The 23,570-nt window shown below is 55.1% G+C and carries 28 protein-coding genes; 17 read left to right on the forward strand and 11 right to left on the reverse strand.

Going from position 1 to position 23,570, the window contains the following annotated elements:
- Positions 1–18: 18 nt before the first annotated feature.
- The 6 genes from AACY26_RS12535 to AACY26_RS12560 all read right to left on the reverse strand — a co-directional run bounded on the left by AACY26_RS12535 (position 19) and on the right by AACY26_RS12560 (position 5,413).
- Positions 19–366 (reverse strand): phage holin family protein, encoded by a 348-nt coding sequence (locus AACY26_RS12535; RefSeq protein ID WP_339514476.1) that lies wholly within the window; start codon positions 364–366, stop codon positions 19–21.
- A gap of 319 nt (positions 367–685) precedes the next feature.
- Positions 686–1,213: a hypothetical protein gene (locus AACY26_RS12540; RefSeq protein ID WP_339514478.1), complete on the reverse strand. Its 528-nt coding sequence runs from the start codon at positions 1,211–1,213 to the stop codon at positions 686–688.
- Between the two features lie 336 nt (positions 1,214–1,549).
- Complete coding sequence (locus tag AACY26_RS12545) at positions 1,550–4,252, reverse strand: DUF5906 domain-containing protein (protein WP_339514480.1); 2,703 nt, start codon at positions 4,250–4,252, stop codon at positions 1,550–1,552.
- Positions 4,245–4,457: a TraR/DksA C4-type zinc finger protein gene (locus AACY26_RS12550; RefSeq protein WP_339514482.1), complete on the reverse strand. Its 213-nt coding sequence runs from the start codon at positions 4,455–4,457 to the stop codon at positions 4,245–4,247. Before AACY26_RS12550 ends, AACY26_RS12545 begins: the two co-directional genes overlap by 8 nt.
- A complete protein-coding gene (locus AACY26_RS12555) occupies positions 4,450–4,935 on the reverse strand; it encodes a phage regulatory CII family protein (protein ID WP_339514484.1) in 486 nt (161 codons plus the stop codon). The genes AACY26_RS12550 and AACY26_RS12555 overlap by 8 nt, the downstream gene beginning before the upstream one ends.
- Before the next feature lie 238 nt (positions 4,936–5,173).
- Positions 5,174–5,413, reverse strand: coding sequence for a YdaS family helix-turn-helix protein (locus tag AACY26_RS12560; protein ID WP_339514486.1), 240 nt, complete (start codon positions 5,411–5,413; stop codon positions 5,174–5,176).
- Between the two features lie 110 nt (positions 5,414–5,523).
- On the opposite strand from AACY26_RS12560, the gene AACY26_RS12565 reads away from it, so the two are divergent.
- The 12 genes from AACY26_RS12565 to AACY26_RS12620 all read left to right on the forward strand — a co-directional run bounded on the left by AACY26_RS12565 (position 5,524) and on the right by AACY26_RS12620 (position 11,749).
- A complete protein-coding gene (locus tag AACY26_RS12565) occupies positions 5,524–6,267 on the forward strand; it encodes a S24 family peptidase (RefSeq protein WP_339514488.1) in 744 nt (247 codons plus the stop codon).
- Between the two features lie 93 nt (positions 6,268–6,360).
- Positions 6,361–6,552, forward strand: coding sequence for a hypothetical protein (locus tag AACY26_RS12570; protein ID WP_339514490.1), 192 nt, complete (start codon positions 6,361–6,363; stop codon positions 6,550–6,552).
- Positions 6,549–7,076: a hypothetical protein gene (locus AACY26_RS12575; protein ID WP_339514492.1), complete on the forward strand. Its 528-nt coding sequence runs from the start codon at positions 6,549–6,551 to the stop codon at positions 7,074–7,076. Before AACY26_RS12570 ends, AACY26_RS12575 begins: the two co-directional genes overlap by 4 nt.
- 10 nt (positions 7,077–7,086) lie before the next feature.
- On the forward strand, positions 7,087–7,365 hold the full coding sequence (locus AACY26_RS12580; protein WP_339514494.1) for a hypothetical protein: 279 nt from the start codon (positions 7,087–7,089) through the stop codon (positions 7,363–7,365).
- Complete coding sequence (locus AACY26_RS12585) at positions 7,362–7,730, forward strand: hypothetical protein (RefSeq protein WP_339514496.1); 369 nt, start codon at positions 7,362–7,364, stop codon at positions 7,728–7,730. The genes AACY26_RS12580 and AACY26_RS12585 overlap by 4 nt, the downstream gene beginning before the upstream one ends.
- Positions 7,727–7,984, forward strand: coding sequence for a pyocin activator PrtN family protein (locus AACY26_RS12590; protein ID WP_339514498.1), 258 nt, complete (start codon positions 7,727–7,729; stop codon positions 7,982–7,984). The genes AACY26_RS12585 and AACY26_RS12590 overlap by 4 nt, the downstream gene beginning before the upstream one ends.
- Before the next feature lie 27 nt (positions 7,985–8,011).
- Positions 8,012–8,359, forward strand: a complete 348-nt coding sequence (locus tag AACY26_RS12595; RefSeq protein ID WP_339514500.1) for a hypothetical protein — start codon at positions 8,012–8,014, stop codon at positions 8,357–8,359.
- Between the two features lie 60 nt (positions 8,360–8,419).
- Positions 8,420–9,232, forward strand: a complete 813-nt coding sequence (locus AACY26_RS12600) for a DUF2303 family protein (protein ID WP_339514502.1) — start codon at positions 8,420–8,422, stop codon at positions 9,230–9,232.
- 735 nt (positions 9,233–9,967) lie between these two features.
- The gene (locus tag AACY26_RS12605; RefSeq protein WP_339514504.1) at positions 9,968–10,441 is read left to right on the forward strand and encodes a hypothetical protein; all 474 of its coding nucleotides are present in this window, start codon (positions 9,968–9,970) and stop codon (positions 10,439–10,441) included.
- Entirely contained in the window at positions 10,438–11,013 is a 576-nt protein-coding gene (locus tag AACY26_RS12610; RefSeq protein ID WP_339514506.1) for a phosphohydrolase, read from the forward strand. The genes AACY26_RS12605 and AACY26_RS12610 overlap by 4 nt, the downstream gene beginning before the upstream one ends.
- A complete protein-coding gene (locus AACY26_RS12615; RefSeq protein WP_339514508.1) occupies positions 11,010–11,471 on the forward strand; it encodes a hypothetical protein in 462 nt (153 codons plus the stop codon). The genes AACY26_RS12610 and AACY26_RS12615 overlap by 4 nt, the downstream gene beginning before the upstream one ends.
- Positions 11,468–11,749 (forward strand): hypothetical protein, encoded by a 282-nt coding sequence (locus AACY26_RS12620; protein WP_339514510.1) that lies wholly within the window; start codon positions 11,468–11,470, stop codon positions 11,747–11,749. Before AACY26_RS12615 ends, AACY26_RS12620 begins: the two co-directional genes overlap by 4 nt.
- A 10-nt stretch (positions 11,750–11,759) precedes the next feature.
- Here the strand turns inward: AACY26_RS12620 and AACY26_RS12625 are convergent, their stop codons facing one another.
- Positions 11,760–13,397 (reverse strand): recombinase family protein, encoded by a 1,638-nt coding sequence (locus tag AACY26_RS12625; RefSeq protein ID WP_339514512.1) that lies wholly within the window; start codon positions 13,395–13,397, stop codon positions 11,760–11,762.
- Between AACY26_RS12625 and rimO the strand changes: the two genes are divergently transcribed.
- Positions 13,388–14,719, forward strand: coding sequence for a 30S ribosomal protein S12 methylthiotransferase RimO (gene rimO / locus AACY26_RS12630; RefSeq protein WP_339514514.1), 1,332 nt, complete (start codon positions 13,388–13,390; stop codon positions 14,717–14,719). The genes AACY26_RS12625 and rimO overlap by 10 nt on opposite strands.
- 81 nt (positions 14,720–14,800) lie before the next feature.
- Here the strand turns inward: rimO and rloA3 are convergent, their stop codons facing one another.
- The 3 genes from rloA3 to AACY26_RS12645 form a co-directional block, all read right to left on the reverse strand.
- Positions 14,801–15,313, reverse strand: a complete 513-nt coding sequence (rloA3, locus tag AACY26_RS12635) for a retropepsin-like aspartic peptidase RloA3 (RefSeq protein WP_339514516.1) — start codon at positions 15,311–15,313, stop codon at positions 14,801–14,803.
- A gap of 189 nt (positions 15,314–15,502) precedes the next feature.
- Entirely contained in the window at positions 15,503–18,577 is a 3,075-nt protein-coding gene (locus AACY26_RS12640) for an efflux RND transporter permease subunit (protein WP_339514518.1), read from the reverse strand.
- A 3-nt stretch (positions 18,578–18,580) separates the two neighbouring features.
- Positions 18,581–19,684, reverse strand: a complete 1,104-nt coding sequence (locus AACY26_RS12645; RefSeq protein WP_339514520.1) for an efflux RND transporter periplasmic adaptor subunit — start codon at positions 19,682–19,684, stop codon at positions 18,581–18,583.
- Between the two features lie 92 nt (positions 19,685–19,776).
- On the opposite strand from AACY26_RS12645, the gene AACY26_RS12650 reads away from it, so the two are divergent.
- On the forward strand, positions 19,777–20,415 hold the full coding sequence (locus AACY26_RS12650; RefSeq protein ID WP_339514522.1) for a TetR/AcrR family transcriptional regulator: 639 nt from the start codon (positions 19,777–19,779) through the stop codon (positions 20,413–20,415).
- Positions 20,416–20,436: 21 nt separating this feature from the next.
- On the opposite strand, the gene AACY26_RS12655 is transcribed toward AACY26_RS12650, so the two are convergent.
- The gene (locus tag AACY26_RS12655) at positions 20,437–21,192 is read right to left on the reverse strand and encodes a class I SAM-dependent methyltransferase (protein WP_445261306.1); all 756 of its coding nucleotides are present in this window, start codon (positions 21,190–21,192) and stop codon (positions 20,437–20,439) included.
- 373 nt (positions 21,193–21,565) lie between these two features.
- Between AACY26_RS12655 and AACY26_RS12660 the strand changes: the two genes are divergently transcribed.
- The 3 genes from AACY26_RS12660 to AACY26_RS12670 are packed head-to-tail and all read left to right on the forward strand — an operon-like array spanning position 21,566 to position 23,569.
- Entirely contained in the window at positions 21,566–21,871 is a 306-nt protein-coding gene (locus AACY26_RS12660; RefSeq protein ID WP_339514526.1) for a BufA1 family periplasmic bufferin-type metallophore, read from the forward strand.
- 25 nt (positions 21,872–21,896) lie between these two features.
- The gene (gene bufB, locus AACY26_RS12665; protein WP_339514528.1) at positions 21,897–22,793 is read left to right on the forward strand and encodes an MNIO family bufferin maturase; all 897 of its coding nucleotides are present in this window, start codon (positions 21,897–21,899) and stop codon (positions 22,791–22,793) included.
- Positions 22,790–23,569 carry an HvfC/BufC N-terminal domain-containing protein gene (locus AACY26_RS12670; protein ID WP_339514530.1) on the forward strand — a complete coding sequence of 260 codons (780 nt, stop codon included), beginning with the start codon at positions 22,790–22,792 and terminating at the stop codon, positions 23,567–23,569. Before bufB ends, AACY26_RS12670 begins: the two co-directional genes overlap by 4 nt.
- The last annotated feature ends 1 nt before the right edge of the window (position 23,570 follow it).

The following is a 23,570-nucleotide window of genomic DNA, read 5'->3' on the forward strand; positions in this document are numbered from 1 at the left end:
GAGCTGATATTAGCGCTTTCACTTGTTGTCTTCTGGCGTTGATGGCACATCACAGACGCCTGCCCGCTTCGCTATCCAGCGCTCGTAAAGCGCGCTGGCAACATCGGCGCCCATGGTCGCGACGATAAATCCAAACCCGGCTGCAACCAGCAAGGCCGCGCCGCTTGCCCACACCATCAGCATGGTTGCCAGACCGAACACGACCGATGCACCGGCGCGCAAGATGACGCGGTAAAACAACTCCCAGCCGCGCAGGCCAGCTTTATCGGCGCGCCACATCTCACCGCTGAAACCTGCTACCACCGCGATAACGAGCACAACCCATACGGGCATCTCAGCCAAAGCTTGCTGTTGCTCCTGCGTCATGGGTACTCCTCAAATAAAAAGGCCCGCTCAGCACAGGCAAAGGCTACTGCCGCCAGGTAAATGCAATAGCCAGAAAAGGCGAAGCCCCGCACTTGGCGGGGCTTCGTTGGTGAGCGCCAGGGAACGCTCGGGGTAGCCAGACACAGCAGCTGGCGGTCCAACTTCAAAGAAACGCGTCGTATCGGCGTACCTATGAAATCGTGATGACTTTGTACCCCTCGACTGACACGGCGTAAACCGTCGATTTAAGCCGCTTCTTTATATCTCCGTTTCACAGCTCAATGCGGCGTTATCCTGCATTGCTGCTCGACGAATGGTATTAGGCAGACCCCTTGTATAAGTCAGTCCCACGCTGTGCATGTGCCTTACGTGCTTGTGTTCTAGCAGCCTTCCGTACTTTGTCGCCAGCAACCCTTGCCTCCCGCTGAACGCCCCGCGTCCTTTGTGCTCTGGCATGCAGTTCAGCCTCAACCTGTACATGCAACTTATGCAACATTCGATAATAGGCGCGCTCACCTGTGGCCCCGCCAGCTAGCTCCAGATCAGCCAATTGGTCACAAAGCGCAAGCTCAGGTTGATTGCCATAGCGCTTACACGCCAACTTCCACAACCGCTGGCCATCTTCCCCAGTGCGTTGCACTGTTGCCAATGCAAGCCCCACCTCACTCGCCAAATGGTCAGGCCCTGCACCCGCCAGCAATATGCGAGCGCCTGGTACGCCACCACGCGGGGCACAGCCGCCGTACTCGATGATGGTGCCCATCATGCTGCCAAGGCCACCAGCACTCCCAGCCTTGTGGTTTTGTTCGCCCCAATGCCGCAAAGCGGCCTCAATTGCTTCAATCATGGCCGCTCTCCAGTTTCAAATCATCAACCCAACACAAAACCGCCATACCCAACACAAACCCAACACACTTAAATCCTATATAAATCAAAGGATTACTATTATTTGTGTCGGGTGTGTTGGGTGTGCTGGGTTTTTCAGCTATCGCGTAGAGTTTTTTTCGTGTGGCTTTTGAGTGTTCAGGGAATATTTTGTGTAAGCACGCGCATGCGCGAGGCAAAACCCAACACACCCAACACACACCGCTAGAGACCCCGGAAATACTGGGCTGAAATTGTGTTGGGTTGCGAAAACCAACCCGACACATACCCAACACACCCAACACACTTGATAAGGAAGTCATGCGGCTTCCCCTTTGAGATGGTCCCAGCCCTCAACATTCCAGCCTGCTTGGCGGGCTTTACTACGCCACCAGGCAACCATCTGGCCCAGCTCTGCGGCTTTGAATGATGGGGGAAGGGAGGCTTCACTGTCATCCGGGATGAAAAATGCACCAAAGCGTCTGTTTTTCCCCTCGTTCCAGGGGATACTTCGGGTCTTCTCAACTTCACTACTCACGAACAAACTGAACTTGGTCTGGCTCATAGTATGTTCTTTGTTGCGCTGACACCATTCAAGGAACAACGCATACAAATCAGAACTCAAGCACCCTCCCCAAAGCCCCGCACCGAGTTCCTCTGATCGCCACAGCTGAACAAAGGTTTGCCAACCAGTCCGACTAAGTGCGACCAAACGCTCACGCGCCTCAGTCTTTGGTGGCCTAGTCCGTTCATTGAAGTCACCCAAATCGACATCAAGCAACCAGGCATATAACGCAGCCACACCACCCTCTCGCAGCTCCCGGCCAATGGCCTGCTGGCGAAACGCCGGTAACGTTTCCATTGGCCACATAACCAGCATGCGCCGATCACTCTCACTGATTGGCCAAGGCAAAATCTCGTTTGAGAGAAACACCGAGTTCATATGGTTGGACTCTTCCCAACCGTTAATAAACTTCGATTCCATCCTCACCGTTTTACCTGTGACCAGGTGCTTGATCTTCCCTACTTGGTTGTAGCGCTGGTCACGGCTGACAACCTCCTCAAACACAGCCCACAACTTGCGCGACTGCCAAGCATTGAAATTGCTCTCGAGCTGAGTCTGCCCGACCGTGGCCGCGTACTGCCCATATAGCGCGCCCATGATGTCTGCAAACAACAGGCTTTTGCCTGAGCCTTCCATTGTCGAATGCATCAATACCGCAGTATCCATCTTCGCGCCAAGGTGCTGCAGCGGATAGGCCAGCCATTTCACCAGCCAACTGTATGCATCCTCATCGTGATTACATAAAAATGCGATCAACCAGCGAATGCTTGCGCAGGCTTCATCATCGCGCACTGGTTCAAGCGGCAACCCCTCAAAAGTATTGATATACACCGCAGGGTCTTTCTTCATTGTCGGGTCAAAAACGATGTGTTCGACATCGACTACACGTCGCTCAGCACTGTTCAGCCATAACGCATAGGCATCGCCCAGCGCCATTTTCACCGCGCCTTCCGGTACCCGCCGCTTTTTCTCGCGATCCCACACATCCTTGGTGCCGTCGATGTACACATAACGTTCAACAGGCGGCATCCCAAGCGCGCCACCTTTCTTGCCAGCCATACGGCGTGCCTGCTCGATCTCGCGAACCTGGTCAGCCGCAATCAAACACTTATCAGTGTTGTCTACCCACTCTTTGGCAAGCGGCTTACCGACCCGGGCTTCAAATGCTGATTTTTTCATCAGCATCGACTTATCGCGATCCCACACATGGGTAGTGCCTTCAACTAATGCATAGCGCCGCAACACCTTGGCTATGTTCAGCTCCTCCCCCTTCCCCCCGTTTCCGGAGCTGCCGCCAGGCGCCGTAGGCTCAACAGCAGATGGGGTCGGGGGAAGTGCTGCATGCGCATCAGCCTGCTCAAGCCCAGCCAAAAGCTGGTCGCTGACGACCTCTAACCCCTTGGCCACATGCAGATCATTCCAATCTGTGCCGGAATCGCAAACTGGGAAAACCGCTACCCCGCCCACTTCCTTCGCAGCCACCTCGGCTTTGGTGCGGCCCGGATTACCAGGCGCATTCGGGTCATCGTCACCGCAAACAACAATACGTGCATCAGGGCGCAACTCCCGCAGAGCGGCAGCGACTTTAGGCAGGTTGCCTGAATCAACGCCAACCGCCATTGCCCACCCTGTCGCAAGTTGGCAGCTGGCAGCGGTCGCGTAACCTTCGGCCAAGCCAATCAGCTCGCAATCGGAAATATCACTCAAAACATGAAAACAGCCGCTTTTGCGGCCGTACTTGGGAAACAGCTTTGTACCCGTGCTATTGATGTGCTGAAGGGTATGGATATGCCCGCTCACATCACGCAGCGGTATTATCAAATCGCCCCGTTTCAGTACCATCATCGACAGATGGGCTGGCCGAGGCCTAGGAACATTTTTCAAATAATCTGCAGCATCCTCGCCAACCCAAAGCTGGCAACGCTCTGCCTGATCATCAATTTCAAAAACCACTGTGTGCCGCATAAAGCCAACACCTAGCGCCGGGCACTGCTTTTTCTCCAAATACGGGCTTGTGCCGGTGTCGGTCAAATGTTCAGCAACAATTTCTGAACATCGCGCTGCAACCAATGCACGCATACGTGTAAGCAACGCTTCGTCGGCCTCAACCTCGGCTTGGCGCGCTTTACGACGCGCCTCCTGCTCACGCGCAAAACGCCGTTTGTCCTCGGCGCTCAGTTCGGTTTTCTCAGGTGTCCAACCATTATCCAGCGCCAACTTGAGCACCGTTCCGAACCCGGTACCGCTTTTACGAAACGACTTCCATACCGATTCTGCATCACTCGATTTGTAGTCTTTATCGCTCTGGCTCCAGGTGTTCCATGCATCCCAGCCATCGCCGCCGAACTCAGCCTTAATGCCCATTCCAACCTGCACCCAGGTATCACGATCACTTGCAGAGATGAATTCCAGAAGCACAGGCAAGTCTTGCAGCGTGACAGGGATTTGCTCACCCACGCGTCACCTCCCTCAATCGCTGGCAATCGATGCAGGTCTGGCAACCTGGCAGTTTCTCTCGCCTCAGCAAAGGGATAGCCTCACCACAGTCCTCACACCAGATGGCGCTGGTCGCCGGTAATGCTGCTGCACGTTGTTGACGCGCCAAGGCTTCAGCCAGTTGTAGCTCAGAAAGCGCACTACCCAAGTCTGCGAAGTCAGCCATGATCAGCACCCTCCATCGCAATACGCGCACCGGCCATCATGCCGAGAATGCGAGCAACTAAGTGGTACCCATGTTGCTCGAGCAGGACCACTTCATGCTGCTCCCACTTATTGTCTGCTGCGCCGCTATGCAAGCTGCCAACAAACTCGCCCTCTTCATGCAGAAACGCGCCTAATGCTTTCATCGCGTCACCGGACGCTTCGACGGCTTTAGGCCGAAACCAAACGGCGCCTGCAGGGCGTGTCAGCGCATCCAACAAACGAGGGTCACCCGTCAGCCCGACAATTTCTTCAATCAGCTCAGGTTTAATCGGACGGTTGTCCTTCGGGCTTAACCGCTTACCCAGTTCATCGGCTGGTATGCCCAAATCAAGTGCCAGAGAGTTCTGGCCACCGTGGTAATCACGCGAAGCGCGGTAAAGCGCTTGGCGTAAATTCAAAACCGGACCAGCGTCCGGTAATAGATCTCTACGACTCATAGGTCTTAACGCCCCTGTAACGCCGTAGCAGCACCAAAGCAGATGCCTTATGATGCGACTACAGCAACACCCCGCCTGTATACGTGCTGTGTCCCGGCGGGATGTAGTTGAGGTTTTCGGTGTGGTAACCGATTACCGGACCGCCGAGACCAGGGTTGAAACTTGGTAAGTGGACTACCCTGTGTCTCGGCCTCTATTGCACCTGCCGCCAAGGCGTCAGGCTTGTTGCTAAAGCCAGCTAAGCGGCTTGCTTGGAATCGGCACTGCTGTCTCGCAAATACTTCCAGTCGATATCACCGCGGATATCCTCACAGCTGACTTGTCCAAGACTCGCAATATCAATGCGAATCGCCAACTCGGCGCTCGCACGCCGACCATAGGCGACCTGCTTGATCTGCCCTACTGTCGAACCGCAGCTGGATGAAAACACCTCCAACTGCTCCTTTGTCAGGGGCTTGATGTAATCCAGCAATTTCATAAAGGTTCTCAGCTGAGGACAAAGTTCGAGCAAAGTATTTACCGTTTGGTAATTGCAGTCAATACCTAAAGGAAATTTACTTTAAAGTAACAGCCACGGATTATTGCTGCATGGACACTCAAAACATCAGACGCACCAATCTTTCCTCACTAGTACGCACTCGGTTCAGTGGAAACCAGAGCGCACTGGCTGCGGCAGTAGACAGACAGGCTAGCTACATAAGCCGCTGCTTGGCTGAACCCGGTAAAAACTCAAAGCCAATAGGTGAGAAATTCGCTCGCCATGTTGAGCAAGCTCTTGGCTTGCTCCCAGGCGCACTTGACTCACCGCCAGGCATAGATACTCCTGAACGCCAAGACATGCTCAAAGGCTCGTCTTCTGTACATCTCGACCCAATAGAAATTTGGGATGATGAAACACCTCTAGGCCCCGAGGAAGTTGAGTTACCGTTCTTTAAGGAAGTTGAACTTTCAGCAGGAAAAGGATCCGAGGTTATGCTGGAAACCACTGGCCGGAAGCTGCGCTTTGGCCGGCGCACATTGCAACGCAAAGGCGTCCCACCCGAGGCCGCTGCATGCGTACCAGTTACAGGTAACAGCATGGAGCCAGTACTACCAGATGGCAGTACTGCAGGGGTCGACACCTCAACGACCCAGATAGTCGATGGCAAAATGTACGCTATTGATCACGGCGGTCAGTTACGGGTGAAGCTACTTTATCGATTACCGGCCGGAGGCTTGAGGCTGCGCAGCTATAACTCAGAAGAACACCCAGACGAACGCTACGAAGGCGACTTTGTAAGAGAGAACATTAGGGTGATCGGAAAAGTATTCTGGTACTCCGTTTTACTCTAGTACCTTTTTATCAAAAATTACCAAAAGGTATTGACCCAACCAATTACCATTAGGTAATGTGTCTGCGTACCCCACAACCAAGGGAACGCATCAATGGACACAGCACGCAGCAACACCCGCTGTCCGGTGTATCTACACCCGGCAGCGGCCTCTAACCCCACCACCATTCATAATATTCAGCAGGCTACCGGCCAGCTGATCGTCATCAATGGTGGGCGCCCGCAACTCAAGCAACCCTCCCTACCGGCATTCGAGGACTTCGGTCCTTGGGACGGTGCCGCATGAGCTGTTACGACATTCCCCTCTCAAAGCAAGAGCTGCTTCACCACATGCTGCAAGTGGGCGGCAAGGCTGTAGTGCACCTGCACAGCCCTGAACAGGTGATTCAAGCCAACTTTGAGGTTGAGCTCACCGAGACCCAGATCCGCTGCAATGTAGAGATTGGCGGGCACTGCGGCGAAGTGAAACTTCGGCGTTCAGACAGAGCTAATCACTTGCACCTACGTGATTTTATTCTCGACATGGCCAATGGAGACATTGAGTCAGCAGCCCCGTCTCTGCCTAGAGCTGGGGGGCACGCGCCTAAGCCAGTGCTTAGTAACGACGATGAGATAGCGCTGCGCCACGTCTGCAGCAAAGGCGGTAGCAAAACACTGGCCAGCGGTTTTGTGATCAGCGTTCACATGCACAAAGCACTTGCCAAAGCTATTGCCTGCAAAGATGAAACAACTCACTTCTGCTCAGGCTCTGCGAGCGATGTGTATTCAGGGCTTGCTGAACATATCGAGCTATTGCTCGACGCTGCCTGAGGTAACTCACATGCACCGGAACCTCAAAGCCACAGCTGCCCTGCTCGGTATCAGCGAACGCCACCTGCGTAGCAAGCTTCGCGAGCTCAAGGTACTTAATAGTTCTGGCGAGCTTCAAGTATCGCCGCGCACTGAGGGCCAATTGTTCGTTGATACCCGATCACGCTGGAACTCCAGCATTAATGGCTGGAGTCATTACGGCGTGGTCATGGTCACTGAGTCCGGCGTCAGTTGGCTGGCAAAGCAACTCAACATTACGGTCACGCAACAAAAGGACGCTGCAGCATGAAATCCAGTGCCCTGAATAACGCCACTGGCGCCCTCAAACTTGCGCTATTGCAACTGGACCACCCTGCCGTGGTGAGCCAGGCACAGCTGCGCTCTGCAGCTTTGTCAGCCATAGAGCAACTGCAAAGCAATGCCGTGCACATTGATGACTTAGGGCGGCTTTACAGCGCAGTGCTGGCTGTAACGCCACGCTTTCATCTGCCTCACGTCACGCTGACTAATGATGAGCGTGTGCCCTATGGCGTAGTGATTACCGACAGGGCGGGCAATGTTGTCGACCGCCAAACCGGCAAAACGATTGAGGGCCTGACGCAACTGATCGCAACGCGCATGCGGCCACTGGCAAGTAACGGAGCGCGAGCATGACGACACTTGACCAGTTGCGCAGTCAGTTTGCCTCTCCGTGCCCAACACTGGCTCAGGTGATGGCGCTGTACTTCCCGCACATCGAAAGCGAGAAGCACATGCTCACGGAGATTCGTGAAGGTCGCATCAACCTGCGCCTATCGAAGCATCACAGCACGCGCAAAGCACCGCACATCGTTTACCTAACAGATCTTGCGGCCTTCATTGACCGCAATGACCCGAGCAACAAACCCGCCGCCGACCAAGCGGCTTAACCAATGACCCAACAGGGACACAGCACAATGAAAGCAACCGATACCAGCGAGTTTATTGGCTCACTCAACGCGGGTGTGTTTAGCCAGCAGGTTGGCCGCGCCTTATCTGACGTCGCAGCTGGCGTTATTGAGTTCAACAAAGCAGGTGAAGTCACCGTCAAGTTCAAGCTGAAACAAATCGGCCAGAGCAACCAGGTGGCAATCACTCACACCCTGGATTTTGTTGAACCGACCAAGCGCGGCAAGCGCCGAGAGGACACCACTCTCGACACACCTATGTACGTCACTGCCAACGGGATCGAACTGTTTCAGAACGACCCGACAGCACAGATGTTCTCCCCCGACCAGGCACCGGTTAAAGCCCGCGAGGTTTAAGCCCCGGCTCAACCACTGAAATCGCAACACCAAAAACCACTTACCAAAAGGATTCACCCGATGTTTAACAAAGACACGCTGCAACTGATCATCGCCAATGCAATGGCCGCAGCAGAACTGCCTAGTACAGACACCTGCCTTGCTGCATTGCCGGAATCCGTAAAGCTTCACAATCTGGAGCGTTACCAGAGTGGCCGCTCTCGCTTTCGCGGCACGCTGAGCACTCAGTCGCTGGCGGACTTCTCGAACTATGTGATTGATCGCAACAGCACCGACGCCCAAGGCTTCATCAACCAGGATGCCATGCTTTGCGAGGTGTTCTTCAACCTCGGCGATGAAACAGCCCCTGGCCATGCTGATGACACCGCAGTTCTGCGACTGAAACCCACTGCCGCCTACGTCGCGCTTCAACAACTGGCAGGCAAAAAGCTCAGCCAGAAAGAACTAGCCGAGTGGATGGAAGATTGGCGCAACAACCTGACAGCGGAAGACTCAGGCGGCGACACCCTGAGCATGATTCAAGCCATCGCAGCTGTTCGCAACATCACCATCAAAGCCAGCGCAGAGCGCACGTCTGCCGAAGGCAACTTCCACGCAAACCGCAGCAGCATGGACGCAATCGAGGCCGCAAGCCAAGACACCCTGCCAGCCAAGCTGCACTTCAACATTGTGCCATTTGAAGGTCTCGGCATGCGTGTATTCACGCTGGCACTCAGCGTGCTGACCGGCGAAGAGAAACCAGCCCTCAAACCACGATGGGTCGGGGAAGAACAGCAACGCGAAGAAATCGCCAAAGAGTTCAAAACCGTACTGACCACAGAAGTGGGCGGCTCGGCCACTCTGTTGATCGGCACATTCGACGCTAACAAGTAAGCAACAACCAAACCGGCGCCCTCACCAGGCGCCGGACTTAACAGGGGACACAGCACATGACTCCTAGTGACAACGAAAAGCTACCCCACTTAGCGCGGAGGAAGGTACGCAACCTAAACCCTCGGTCAACCCGAAAGGACAAGCCCTCATACAGAGTCCGTAGCGTCATGCGAAGACTTACATGGAACACATGGTTGTCCCCGGAGGAGGTTTGCCAAATAGGCACTCACCTTTGTAGAGAAGCATCCCACGGTAGTGCCGGGCCGGTTTACAAGGCAGCAATACCATGGTGCTGCCAGGGCGTTGGAATGCTTAGAGGTGAACCACCAGCTCAGCTCTACGAACCCCACTACCGAGAAGTGCTTGATGTCATTCGCCGCTTCAACGGTAAAAACCGTGAAGCCGTAATGATCAATTTACTCAAAATAGCGAGAAAAGCATGAAAACCACTGGAGAACTTAGAGCCGAACTAGCTCGCTGCTTCACATTGGCTCGCGAGGGTAGTCTTTCCGGTGACGCTCTACGCGGCGTCATTGGATGTGCAAACCAAATCAACACAAGCATCGCCGTAGAGATTAAAGCCCGAACGCAATTGGCAAGGGAAGGCGCCGCAACCGCACCACTTGGCGATATGCGATTGGATAACACAAATCGACAAACCACTTCTGAATCTTAAGCAACTGTCATTTAAACGGCGCCCTCACCAGGCGCCGGACTTAACAGGGGACACAGCACATGAATCCAATCTATACAGGGCTATCAGTCGGCCTATTCATCGGATTAGCACTACTCATCCCGCTTTCACTACAAGTACGCAACCGCTACAAAGCGATCGGCTACGCAAGTGGGCGCGCATCATGCCTGGCTGATCAACAAGAACGACTCGGCGCATTGAACGCTGATCTGTGTCGGGTAAAACACGCCCGGGACTTAGAGAAAAAAGGTCACCAACAACGCATTGAAAGCATCCTGCAGGACTGCGATGCCCGTATCGCAGTCTATGCGCGCCGAGCGAATCCTTTCACAGAGCAAGACCGTATGGCGCTTAGTCAGGCGGCGCAGCTGCTGGGCATTGCAGCCACCACCTTTCATGCTCTGGACGCGCCTGACCAAGGAAAGCTTGCGAGACAAGCCAATCAGGGCTTGCTCGATATGGCCGCACGACTTCGCACAGCACTGAAAGCAGCTGATCCGGAGGTAGCGGTATGACGTGGATACTCACACGCAGCGGCGTGAAGTTCGATTTGCTCACGCCCACTGCCGCCATGATTCATCCCATGGACATTGCTCACAGCCTTAGCATGCAGTGCCGCTTCAACGGTCACACCGAGCACTTTTACAGTGTTGCTCAGCATTCCTGCATCGTGGCTGACCTGGTACCCGAAGAGCACCAATTGGTTGCCCTCCTCCATGACGCGGCTGAAGCCTATGTTGGCGACCTTGTTCGGCCACTAAAAATGGAGATGCGCGAATACTCCTACGCTATGGGTATCGAGCCAATCTACCAGACTGTAGAGCGACGGGTTTGGCTGGCCATCTGCAGTCACTTCCAGATCAATCCCGAACTGCCTCCCTGCGTGCACGACGCCGACATGATCGCGCTGGCAACTGAGCGCCGGGATCTGATGCCGGACCACCCTGCAGCATGGGACTGCCTCGCCGGCACTCAACCGATGGCCGAACGCATTGAGCCCTTGCCACCAAGCGCTGCAAGCATTCTGTATTTCAACCGACTGATGGAATTGCTTAGCAGCACAAATCGCGGGAGGGCTGTGGCATGAGCACACGACGCCCGTACAACCGCCGACGCCGCCTAGAACGCAATCTACGCGCAATCCTCAGCACCAACTATGTGGCCGTGGTCAACATCGACCCAAGCGGCAAACAGGGGTTGATCAATTACAAGAGCGCTAAGTCAATTGCACCCGGCCAGGCGATTGCAGACGCAGTTTGCGATATCCCGCACCATTGGGTGATTTACTTCAGCGCCCTGTGTATCGATCAAGCAGGTCAGCGTTACATCAAAAGCAGCGAGGTCGAACCGCAAGGTGTATATCGAGCCGATCAAATCACTGACGTGATCGAGACCTACTATCGCCAGTTGGTGAACGAGTGCAACCAGCAACACCTGGTCGGCTCGGGCTGGATTGCAAACCCATGCGGCGCTTCGCTCGACGAAGAGCAAGCTGCGAAAATTTACGATGCTGTCGGCGCATGGCCAACAAAGGAGGCGGCGTGAAAAACTCAGTGCCTAACCCACAATTGAATGCTGCACGCATCAGCGCTACCGTCAGCAAAGGATTCAGCGCCACAACCACTGAAGGTCGACCGGGATACTTGGCCATTGTCGATCAAGACGGAAAGGTCATAGAGTCCGGCAGCTCCGTGGCATGGGCTGCTTGGCGGGTATGCATTGAAGTACAAGAGAACTTCTGGGAAGGCCAAGGGCATCTGGTGGTACATAGCGGCCCACCTGTTGCGCCAGCGGCTAGTACGAATAAAAGCAAAGCCGCGTAACCCAACCGAACTATACCCGGTCTGAGCGGGAGACCCATTCGCCAGACCGGCGATCTACTTCAAGCAAAACCCGCTGGCCCGAACGGGAAACGAGCAAGACAGCGATGGTCTTACTCTTCGGGTCAGCCACCAATCCTCGCATGTAAACCACAATCCGGCTGAAGGTATCTAACACCAACTGGCGCAACTGTTCCCGCGCAGGGTTGTATATATCACCTGCTACGGACGCTAGTTTCTCCCACTGTTCAGCTGCTGCAGGCGTTCTACTTTTACCCTGTGCATTCTGCTCCCGCTCCAACTGATCAAGCTCAGCCTGCAGTACTGCCAGCTCTGCCTCTAACTCCCTCCCCTTGCGCACAAATGCCAGAGGGGCAACACCTTGGTCGGCAGCCAACAAAGCGTCAGTCACCCGCGATAACTTTTTCTCGACCTCACCGTGCTTGCGGCGAGCGGTCTGCAATCGCTTCTGTAATAGCTGGCCATCCTCCGCAGGCTCCAACAGTCGAGTAAGGTTCATCTGGTCTGAACAATAAGACAGCACCGCCTTCTCCACCGGCACAGAGCTACAACTCGCAGCCGAACATCCAAGTCCATTGGAATAGGAAACGCAGTGCAAGCGACGATGACCATCTGCGATTGAGCCATCTTCACGCGCCCGGCTCACAAGGTTCTGCGCGACCAGAGCCGTGCCGCAGTATCCGCAATAGGTTATCCCAACTCCTGTGACGATACCGACGATGTCACTGGCTCCGCGTCGGCCATGGCGCACGGCACCGACCGATTCAAGCTCACTGAATTCGTCGTCACTCATCAAACGCGGGTAGTAGTCCTCGAGGAGATAATCCTCTCCATCTACGCTGATGCGCTTGGCGCCACGCAATGCCGGTAACTTCACTAAACGGTATAGCTGCTGCCCGGCCATAGGTCTGTCTGTAAGAGCCATGCCGCTTTCAGCCATTTTGCGGGCGGCCCGTGTTGCACCATTGCCCTGCTTGTATAGCTCGATGGCATACCGCACGGCCTCAACACGCTCAGGAATCAGGTGCCATGCCTGGCCATCCCAGCGCAACCAACTCGGGTCTTTACCATTGCGGATAATTCCCCGGTAAGAACCAGCCAACCAGCCCTCACAGAGGCGCCGGATCGAGGCTTTGACTCGCTTGCTTTTAGTGTCCGACTCTTCATGGGCGCGGATCATCACCAGCAACGAATAGACCAAATCCATAGGCTGATTTTTAAGCCCGACCCGGTTGTACTCACGACCATCGCTGGCAGTCACGACAGTGATACCCGCATTAATGATCTGACCCAGCTGAGCCTGTGCATGCAGAGGCTCAGCTCGACTGAGTCTATCGAGACCTTCGACAATCAGCACCGACCCTTCAGGAATGCGCCCCTCATCGACGGCAAGCAGGAACGCCCCAAGCGCACCCTGCTTGATATGACGTTGATGGTAGGCTGATAGTCCCTCATCACGAAGCGACAGAGACTCATCGAGCACCAATCCCCGCTCAGCCGCCCACCGCTGGGCGTATAGCAGCTGACGGTCGGCACTGCTGCCGGTCGATTGCCGTGGATCAGAAAACCGCAGATAACTGTATACTCGTGCGCTAATTTTTGCTCTCCCGTGAATGGCCCATGTCGACATTAAATACTAAAAGTAATCCGCGTGTAGGGTTTATCTCCTTAGGGTGCCCCAAGGCCCTGGTGGACTCCGAGCGCATCCTGACCCAGTTGCGTATGGAAGGTTACGAGGTCGTGCCGACCTACGAAGACGCCGACGTGGTGGTGGTTAACACCTGCGGTTTTATCGACAGTGCCAAGGCTGAGTCGCTGGAAGTGATTGGCGAAGCCATTGCTGAAAACGGCAAGGTAATTGTCACCGGCTGCATGGGCGTTGAAGAAGGCTCGATCCGCGACGTTCACCCTAGTGTGCTTTCGGTTACTGGCCCGCAGCAGTATGAGCAAGTGGTCAACGCCGTGCATGAAGTGGTGCCGCCGCGCCAGGACCACAACCCCCTGATCGACTTGGTACCGCCGCAAGGCGTCAAGCTGACGCCGCGTCACTATGCCTACCTGAAAATATCAGAGGGCTGTAATCACAGCTGTAGCTTCTGCATTATCCCGTCGATGCGCGGCAAGCTGGTCAGCCGGCCGGTTGGCGAAGTGTTGAGCGAGGCTGAGCGCTTGGTTAAAGCCGGCGTCAAAGAACTGCTGGTTATCTCTCAGGACACCAGCGCTTACGGCGTTGATGTGAAGTACAAAACCGATTTCTGGAACGGACGGCCGGTTAAAACCCGCATGACCGAAATGTGCGAGGCGCTTTCTAGCCTGGGCGTTTGGGTGCGCCTGCACTATGTATATCCATACCCGCACGTCGACGAACTGATCCCGTTGATGGCCGCAGGCAAGATCCTGCCTTACCTGGATATTCCGTTCCAGCACGCCAGCCCGAAAGTGCTTAAAGCGATGAAACGCCCGGCCTTTGAAGACAAAACCTTGGCGCGGATCAAGAACTGGCGGGAAATCTGCCCGGAATTGACCATCCGCTCGACCTTTATTGTTGGCTTCCCCGGCGAAACCGAAGAAGACTTCCAGTACCTGCTCAACTGGCTGACCGAAGCCCAACTCGACCGCGTAGGTTGCTTCCAGTACTCCCCGGTTGAAGGCGCACCAGCCAACTTGCTCGACAACCTAGTGCCGGACGATGTCAAGCAGGATCGCTGGGATCGCTTCATGGCGCATCAACAAGCCATCAGCACCGCCCGCCTGCAACTGAAAGTCGGCAAAGAGATGGATGTGTTGATCGATGAAGTTGACGATCAAGGCGCCGTGGCTCGCTGCTACGCCGATGCCCCGGAAATCGACGGCAGCGTATTTATCGCCAGCACAGACGTAAAACCGGGCGATAAAGTCCGGGCAGTGATAGTCGATGCAGACGAATACGACATGTGGGCCGAGCTGGTTTAAACCCGCGAACTGTTAAGCCAGACGCCATGAAAAAGCCGCGATAATCGCGGCTTTTTCATGGCTGATATTTGCCAACAATAGCTATTTTTTGCAATTGGGTTCGCTGGTGAATGTCTTGGAGACATCGACCAAACCCAAGTGCTCGATGGTGCTACGGCCAATCAGTACGGGATAGTTCATCTTGCCACGGTTTTTCAGTGAGAACTGTTCCTTGTAAACCTGATCACCAATGCACATGCTCATCATCACCACCGGACGACGCTCTGAGCCACCGGCACCGCGCACTTTGATATTGCGCACGACTTTGCGTTCAACCTCCATGGTTTTCAGCTTGCCGGTATCAGTGTCTTCCAGCTCAACATTAAAACGTACCCATTCGTCGCCATCTTTGCTAAACCGGTCCAGGTCCTTGGCATCCATTGATGAGGTCTTGGCGCCAGTGTCGAGCTTGATCTTGACGGCGATGCCTTCCGGCTCGATCTCGCCTTCCTCTACCCAACCAAAAACCTTGGCCGACTGAGCTGCAACTACCGGCCCGGCGAGGCCCAATGCGAGAATTGATACGGCTAGTGCTTTTATGTACGACAATTTCAAAGTGATGCCCTCATTGAGTGAACACCCTGCATACAATGCACTCTCGCATGTGAAAGCACTGTGAAGTACAGGCTGTGTTACCAAAGCTGGTGGTGACGGGCACGCTCCCAAACGTAGTGCCTATTACGCGCCTCGCCAGGGGGTAGACAAGTCAAACGCGCAATAGCTCCCTTGCGGGAGCCTGCACATTTAGTTTTGCGGCTGCTCCTTGACCCTGAACCAGGCCGCGTAGAGCGCGGGCAGAAATAGCAAGGTCAAGGCTGTCGCGACAATCAGGCCGCCCATAATCGCCACCGCCATCGGCCCGAAGAAGATACTGCGGGACAACGGGATCATTGCAAGCACCGCAGCCAACGCAGTCAGGGCGATGGGACGGAACCGCCGTACTGTGGCATCAATAATTGCATTCCAGCGGTCTTGTCCCGCGCTGATGTCCTGCTCGATCTGGTCAACCAGAATCACCGAGTTGCGCATAATCATCCCCGATAACGCGATGGTGCCGAGCATGGCGACGAAACCAAAGGGCTGGTTGAACAGCAACAAGAACAAGGTCACGCCAATCAACCCCAGCGGTGCAGTGATAAACACCATTGCCGTACGCGAGAAACTTCTCAGTTGCAGCATCAACAGGGTCAAGACCACCACAATAAACAGTGGCATGCCCGCGTTCACCGACTTCTGGCCCTTGGCCGAATCCTCGACTGTGCCACCGACATTCAACAGATAGCCCGCTGGCAATTGCTCGCGCACTTGATCAAGGGTCGGCAATATCTGCTGGATAATGCTTGAGGGCTGCTCCTTGCCGTAGACATCCGCGCGCACTGTGACCGTTGGCAAGCGCTCGCGGTGCCAGATAATGCCCTCTTCGAAGCCATACTCCAGTGTCGCCACTTGTGACAGCGCAACACTCTTGCCGCTGCTGGTCTGGATCGCCAAGCTCGGCAGCATGTCCAGGCTGCGCCGCTCCTGATCGGTACCGCGCAGGAGTATCTCGATCAATTCGTCATCATCACGGAACTGGCTTACGCTGTTGCCGACCAGAGTAGAACGCAGAAAGTTGGCAACATCCTCAGACGTAATACCGAGCGCACGCGCTCGCGCCTGGTCGATATTGACCCGCACGACTTTGCTCGGCTCTTCCCAGTCCAGATGCACATTGGTTACGTACGGATTTTCACGCACCTTGACCGCAACCTGCCGTGCCAGCGCCCGCACCTTATCTATGTGTTCACCCGAAACCCGCAACTGAACCGGATAACCAACCGGCGGACCGTTTTCCAGACGCGAAATACGTGTGCGCAAGGTTGGGAATTGCTCATTCATGGTTTTAATCAACCAGCTGCGAATCTCCTCACGCTGCTCGATACTCTTGGTCAACACCACAAACTGGGCAAAACTCGCCGCCGGCAGTTGCTGGTCAAGCGGCAAGTAAAAACGCGGAGAGCCCGTGCCTACATACGCCACGTAGTTATCAATGCCTTTATGCGCTTTAAGCATGGTTTCCAAGCGACTGACTTGTTCTTCGGTGGCGCGCAAGGAAGCGCCTTCGGCCAGCTTCAAATCGACCATCAATTCAAGACGATTGGACGCAGGGAAAAATTGCTGCGGAATCAGCTTGAACATCCCCAACGAGGTCAAAAACATCACCACGGTAATAACGATGACGGTTTTGCGCCGGCGCACGCACCAGGCGATAGTACGCCGTACACGCCGATAGAATGGCGTTGCATAGGGGTCGTGCCCGGTTTCACTGCCGCCGTGTTTGCGAGCGTGCAGCTTGGCCAGGTCAGGCAGGAACTTGGCGCCTAGGTAAGGCACAAAGACTACCGCCGCAATCCACGAAACCAGCAGAGCAATGGACACCACCTGGAAGATCGAGCGCGTGTATTCGCCGGTTCCAGACTGCGCAGTGGCGATTGGCAAGAAGCCTGCCGCCGTGATCAACGTACCGGTAAGCATCGGAAAAGCCGTGCTGGTCCAGGCGAAACTCGCCGCCTTGAGACGGTCGTAGCCCTGCTCCATTTTGATCGCCATCATCTCAACCGCAATGATTGCGTCATCCACCAGCAAGCCAAGCGCCAGCACCAGCGCGCCCAGCGAGATTTTATGCAGGCCTATGTCCAGGAAATACATGGTGGCAAAGGTCATCGCCAATACCAGCGGTATCGACAGCGCCACCACCAAGCCGGTGCGCAGGCCCAAAGAGAAAAAGCTCACCAGCAATACGATAACCAGCGCTTCGGCCAGCACCCGAACAAACTCGCCGACACCCGTTTTAACCGCTGCAGGCTGATCAGACACTTTATGCAGTTGCATGCCTGCGGGCAGGGTTTGTTGAATACGGGCGAATTCATTTTGCAGCGCAGCGCCCAGTTGCAGGATATCGCCACCGTCCTTCATCGCCACGGCAATACCAAGCGCATCTTCACCCATAAAGCGCATGCGCGGCGCAGCAGGGTCATTGAAGCCGCGCTTGACCTCGGCTACATCACCCAGGCGAAAGGTGCGGCCAGCGACGCGAATCGGAAAATCACGAATTTCTTCGGGGGTCTTGAATCGTCCGTCTACACGAACCTGCACACGGTCGGTTGGCGTTTCAAAGAAGCCAGCGGTGGTCACCGCGTTCTGCTGGTTGAGCGCTTGTTGCACCGTGGCCAAGGACAAGCCCAGCGTCGCGGCCTTGGTATTTGATAGCTCAATCCAGATCTTTTCATCCTGCAGGCCGAGCAGGTCTATCTTGCCGACATCCTTGACCCGCTGCAGTTGCAACTGAATCCGGTCGGCATAGTCCTTCAGGATCGGATAGTCGAAGCCCTTGCCGGTCAGTGCATAGATATTGCCAAAGGTGTCACCGAACTCATCGTTGAAGAAGGGCCCCTGAATACCTTGCGGCAAGGTATGGCGGATATCACCGACCTTCTTGCGGACCTGGTAATACAGCTCTTTGACTTCATCAGCCTTGAGATAATCACTGGTCAGAAAGGTCACTTGTGATTCGCCGGGACGCGAGTAGGAGATCAACTTCTCGTACTCACCGGTTTCCATCAGTTTCTTTTCGATGCGGTCGGTAACCTGCCGCGAAACCTCTTCAGCGGAAGCACCTGGCCAATTGGTACGAATAACCATCGCCTTGAAGGTAAACGGCGGGTCTTCACTCTGGCCAAGCTTGGTGTAGGACAGCGCGCCGATAACACTCAGCAGAATCATGATGTAGAGCACAAGCTGCCGATTTTGCAGGGCCCAGCGCGAAAGGTTGAAATCCATGGATTACTCCTTCGCCGTCAGTTGGATCGCACGATTCTCACGATCAAGCGGCTTGACCTGTTGCCCCTCCTGCAAGACTTGCGTGCCAGCCGCGACAATCCAGTCTTCAGCTTTCAACCCAGCCAGAACCGGCACCGAATTATCACTGTAGGGGCCGACCCGTACGGTTGTGCGCTTCAACGTTGAGCTCTGCGGGTCAACCACCCATACATAAGGCTTGCCTGCATCCGCGGTTAAAGCCGAGAGAGGAATGGCCAGCGCAACCTCGCCTTCACGGGCAATAAACACCCGCGCGCTCTGACCCAGCTCAGCGGGAACATCTCCTGCGTCGAACGCAACCCGGGTCGCGAAGGTGCGCGATTGCGCATCAGCTGCCGGTGACATTTCACGGATATGCCCGTCAAAGCGCTTGTCAGGTTGTGACCAGAGCTCAATTCTCACCTGCTGGCCTACACGATAATGGCTGTATGCCTGCTCCGGTAAATCAATACGGACTTCACGCTCACCGTCCACAGCCAATGAGAAGACCGTTTGACCCGCAGCAACCACCTGGCCAACTTCAACAGCACGTTGAGCAATGACCCCATCTTGAGAGGCCTCTAATACTGCGTAGTCACTTTGGTTGTTGGCGACATTGAAGTCAGCCTGGGCCTGCTTGAGACGGGCAACCCCCGCGCGATACAGGTTTTCTGCATTGTCATACTGCGAACGGCTGACCAACTGACGACCCTGCAGGGTTTTGTAGCGGTCTCGCTCTGCTTTGACCAGTTGCAGATTCGCCTGCGCAGAAGCCACCTGCGCGCGCGCGGACTCAAGCTGCAAACGCACATCTTGCGGGTCAAGCTCAGCCAGCGCCTGGCCTTTCTTGACGCGATCACCCACATCAACATGGCGCTTGAGCACCTTGCCGCCGATGCGGAATGCCAGATCAGGCTCATAACGCGCGCGCACTTCGCCCGGATAAGTATCCGTTAACGCAGTAGAAGGCACGGGCTGGACCACCATTGCCGGACGTATCACCGGTTCGGTTTTCTCACCATTACCACAGGCCGCAAGGACAGCAATGAGACTCAGGGGAAGCGCAATTCGAAAGACATGTTGGAACATGACCGTTGGCCTTTCAGGAAAGTTTTAGAATATTTATACTTGGCGGTATAGTATAAATACCAAACTCACCAGTCCAGTATTAAAAATCGCCAATGCCAAACAAGTTGTTACAGTCAAACGGCCCGGGTCGCCCCAAGGATCTCGCAAAACGCAGCGCTATTCTGGAGGCTGCGAAAACCCTGTTTCTGCGCAACGGCTACGACGGTAGCAGCATGGACGCGATTGCCGCCGAGGCAGGCGTATCCAAACTCACGGTGTACAACCACTTCACAGACAAAGAGACGCTGTTCTCGGCGGCGGTCCAGGCCAAATGCGAAGAGCAGATACCTGAACTGCTATTCGAGTTGCCCGACGAAACCCCAATCGAAACAATCCTGCTCAAGGTTGCACTCGCCTTTCATACGCTGATCAACAGCCGTGAGTCGATTGAGCTGCACCGGGTCATGGTCAGCCTCAGTGGCCAGGACACCAAGCTCTCGAAGCTGTTCTTCGAGGCAGGGCCCCAACGCCTGCTCGATGCAATGCAGCGTTTGCTGGAGCGCGCCAACGCCAGCGGCAAGTTAAAAATCGACGATACACATATCGCAGCCGACCAGTTTTTCTGCCTGATCAAGGGCGGAGCCAACTTTTGTGTACTGATCGGCCTGGAGGAAGCCCTGGAAGGCGACGCTGCGCTGGAACACATTGAACAGCACGTTGCCATGTTCATGCGTGCTTACAAGCCAGACTGACCCCAAGCAGCGCCCACGGCCTTACTTGCCAGCTGGAACCAGCTTTTTCAGCGGATAGATATCGTAACGGCTGGATTTTCCCTCAAGCGCATAACCTGGCTTTGCACCTTCCACGACTGGCGCTTTACGCGGACGCTTGACCACCACTCGATGGGTCGCCAACTGCAGTGCCGCCGCCAGCAAGGCCGGGGCGTCCATGTCATCCCCGACTAACGGGCGAAACACGCGCATTTCTTTTTTGACCAAGGCGCTTTTGTCGCGATGGGGAAACATTGGGTCCAGGTAAATTACCTGCGGCCGCTCGCATTGCCATTCATTCATCAGGCTGATCGCATTGCCCAGATGCAAGCGCATGCGTGCGGTAATCGGCGCTACATCCGGGTCCTGCTCCGCACGGGCCAAGCCATCCTCAAGCAGCGCCGCTATCAATGGCTGGCGTTCGATCATATTCACGAAACACCCCAGGCTCGCCAGCACGAAAGCATCGCGGCCAAGCCCAGCCGTTGCATCCAATACCAACGGGCGCACCCCCGCCTGAATGCCCACGGCCTTGGCGATCATTTGGCCGCTACCGCCGCCAAACAATCGCCGGTGAGCAACGGCTCCCTCGACGAAATCCACACGCACCGGCCCGGGCGCTTGCGGCCCCAGCTCGGCCAGTTGCAAGCCATTGTCCGTCAGTTGCAGAGCAAACGCCGCCTCGCCTGTCTGCGGCAGGCCAAGCCGCGTCGCCCATTGCGTAGCGTCAACGGCTAAATGAGGCGCCAAGGTGTCCATACGGACAGCGCTGTCGGGTTTGTCTTCGCTCATCAACATCTGCTCATCTGCATCTAATTTGGCTTGGCTGCGCAGAAATAACCCGCGCTTAACCGAGCGCTATTTTGCCAGAGCCGAACCGGCATGGGTGAGTCATCTGCATAACGGCCTTGTGTCCGCTAAACGTATCAGGCTCACGCCTGTGAATTTCTTAGTTTTTTTCAGCCTGCCCTGTAATAAATCCATACCTGCTCCCTCTCTGTTAGTAGGCGCACTAAATCAAACAAAGGGTTGTCCCCCCTTTTGACTAGATCCGTGCGTTCACGACGATAGCCACATTCATCGTCAACCCTGAGTTTGACTCTATGCATCCAACGAACGGAGATTCACCTTTATGAATGCTAAAACCCGTACTGTTTCTGCTGCTAGCCTCGCACTCGCACTGGGCGCTGCCGTGGCACTGTCTTCTGCAGCTGTCAGCACCGCACACGCTGCCGACAACGAAAAATGCTTCGGTATTTCCCTCAAGGGTAAAAACGATTGCGCGGCAGGCGCTGGCACTACTTGCGCAGGCACCTCAAAAACTGATTACCAAGCCAACGCCTGGACATATGTACCGGCTGGCACCTGCGAAAAAACTGAATCACCAACTTCGCCAACCGGTTTCGGCCAGTTGACTGAGTACAAGCCAAAGGCTTAAGTACGAACGATAAGGAACGCTGCCCATGACTTCCCCCCCATTGCCGCATGCAAGCAGCGCTTCCGATCGACACCTGACCCTGCCCGTCCGAGCGGGGTTAGGTTTAAAAACCCAGCACATCCCGCAGATTCTGAGTGAACAACCCGATATTGGTTTTTTTGAAGTACACGCCGAAAACTACATGGTTGCTGGCGGGCCATTTCACCATTATCTAACCCAGATTCGTCAGCGCTACGCCCTGTCGATTCACGGTGTTGGTTTGTCGATCGGCGCTGAACAGGCCATAGACGAAGACCACCTGAACCACTTGGCCGAGCTACTCAACCGTTATCAGCCCCACTCGTTTTCGGAGCATCTGGCCTGGTCTAGCCACGGCGAGAATTTCTACAACGACCTGTTGCCCGTTCCTTACGACCAGGCCACCTTGGCCCGAGTCTGTGAACACATCGATCGCATTCAGGAGCGCCTACAGCGGCGAATGCTGCTGGAAAATCCCTCGACCTATGTTGAGTTTGCACATTCAAGCATGAGCGAAACCGACTTCATCCGCTCAGTTGTCGAGCGTACCGGCTGTGGTTTGCTGCTCGATGTAAACAATGTGTATGTATCCTGCGTCAACCATAACTGGGAGCCGCAGCAATACATCGACAACCTGCCACTTGAAGCAGTCGGCGAAATCCACCTGGCGGGCTTTGTGGAGGATCAAGACAGTGCAGGCAGTCGGCTGTTGATTGACGCACACGGTGCGCCAGTCGATAACGCTGTTTGGGCGTTATACCGCGACGTCCTCAACCGTACCGGCCCGTTGCCGACATTGATTGAACGGGACAATGACATCCCCCCCCTTGCAGTGCTGCTGGCTGAAGTACAGCAGGCCGAAGCTTTGTTAGCACAACACGGCCAATGGTTGGAGCGTGCATGAACATGGGCTACCAGTATGAGTTTTCTAGCGCATTGACCAATGCTGAGCAGCCTTGTCCCGCTCAGTTTAAAACCTGGAATGGCTCGGATAGCAGCAGTCGTTTTGCGGTGTATCGCAACAACGTTATCAGCTCACTTATCAACGCACTTGCCGATAATTTCCCTGTGGTAATGCAGTTGGTTGGTGATGAATTTTTCAAGGCGATGGCGAATATCTTTGTTCGTGAATTTCCACCACAAACACGCATTCTGGCTTATTACGGCGCTGGCCTTGCCCGGTTTATAGAGGCATTTCCTCCTGCTCAAGGCCTGCCTTATCTAGCGGACGTGGCACGCCTTGAGTTTGCCCGCATCCAGGCCTATCACAGTGCCGATGTAGTCGCACTTGGCCCTGAGCAAATTGGCCGGATATTGGGTCAGCCCGAAGCGCTAGAGCGCATGTCGTTTAGCCTGCACCCATCGCTTACGGTGCTTAATTCGCGCCATGCAATTGTCTCGCTGTGGGCCGCGCACCAAGGCCATATTGATATCGCCAAGGTCAACCCGAACACACCTGAGCATGCACTGATACTGCGTAACCGCATGGAGGTTGAAGTGCTGCAGATATCAGCCGCTGCAGCAGCGTTTCTTGGTGCACTGATGGACCGGCAACCCCTTGCAGAGGCGACTGAGTACGCCATTGCTTGCGAGCCAGAGTTTGACTTGACCCCACTGCTGGCCCACCTGATTCAAACAGGTGCAATCACCCGCTATAGCCTTTCCAACTCTGCTGTTTAAC

It is taken from the genome of Pseudomonas sp. RL_15y_Pfl2_60 (assembly GCF_963970595.1).
Taxonomy (GTDB): domain Bacteria; phylum Pseudomonadota; class Gammaproteobacteria; order Pseudomonadales; family Pseudomonadaceae; genus Aquipseudomonas.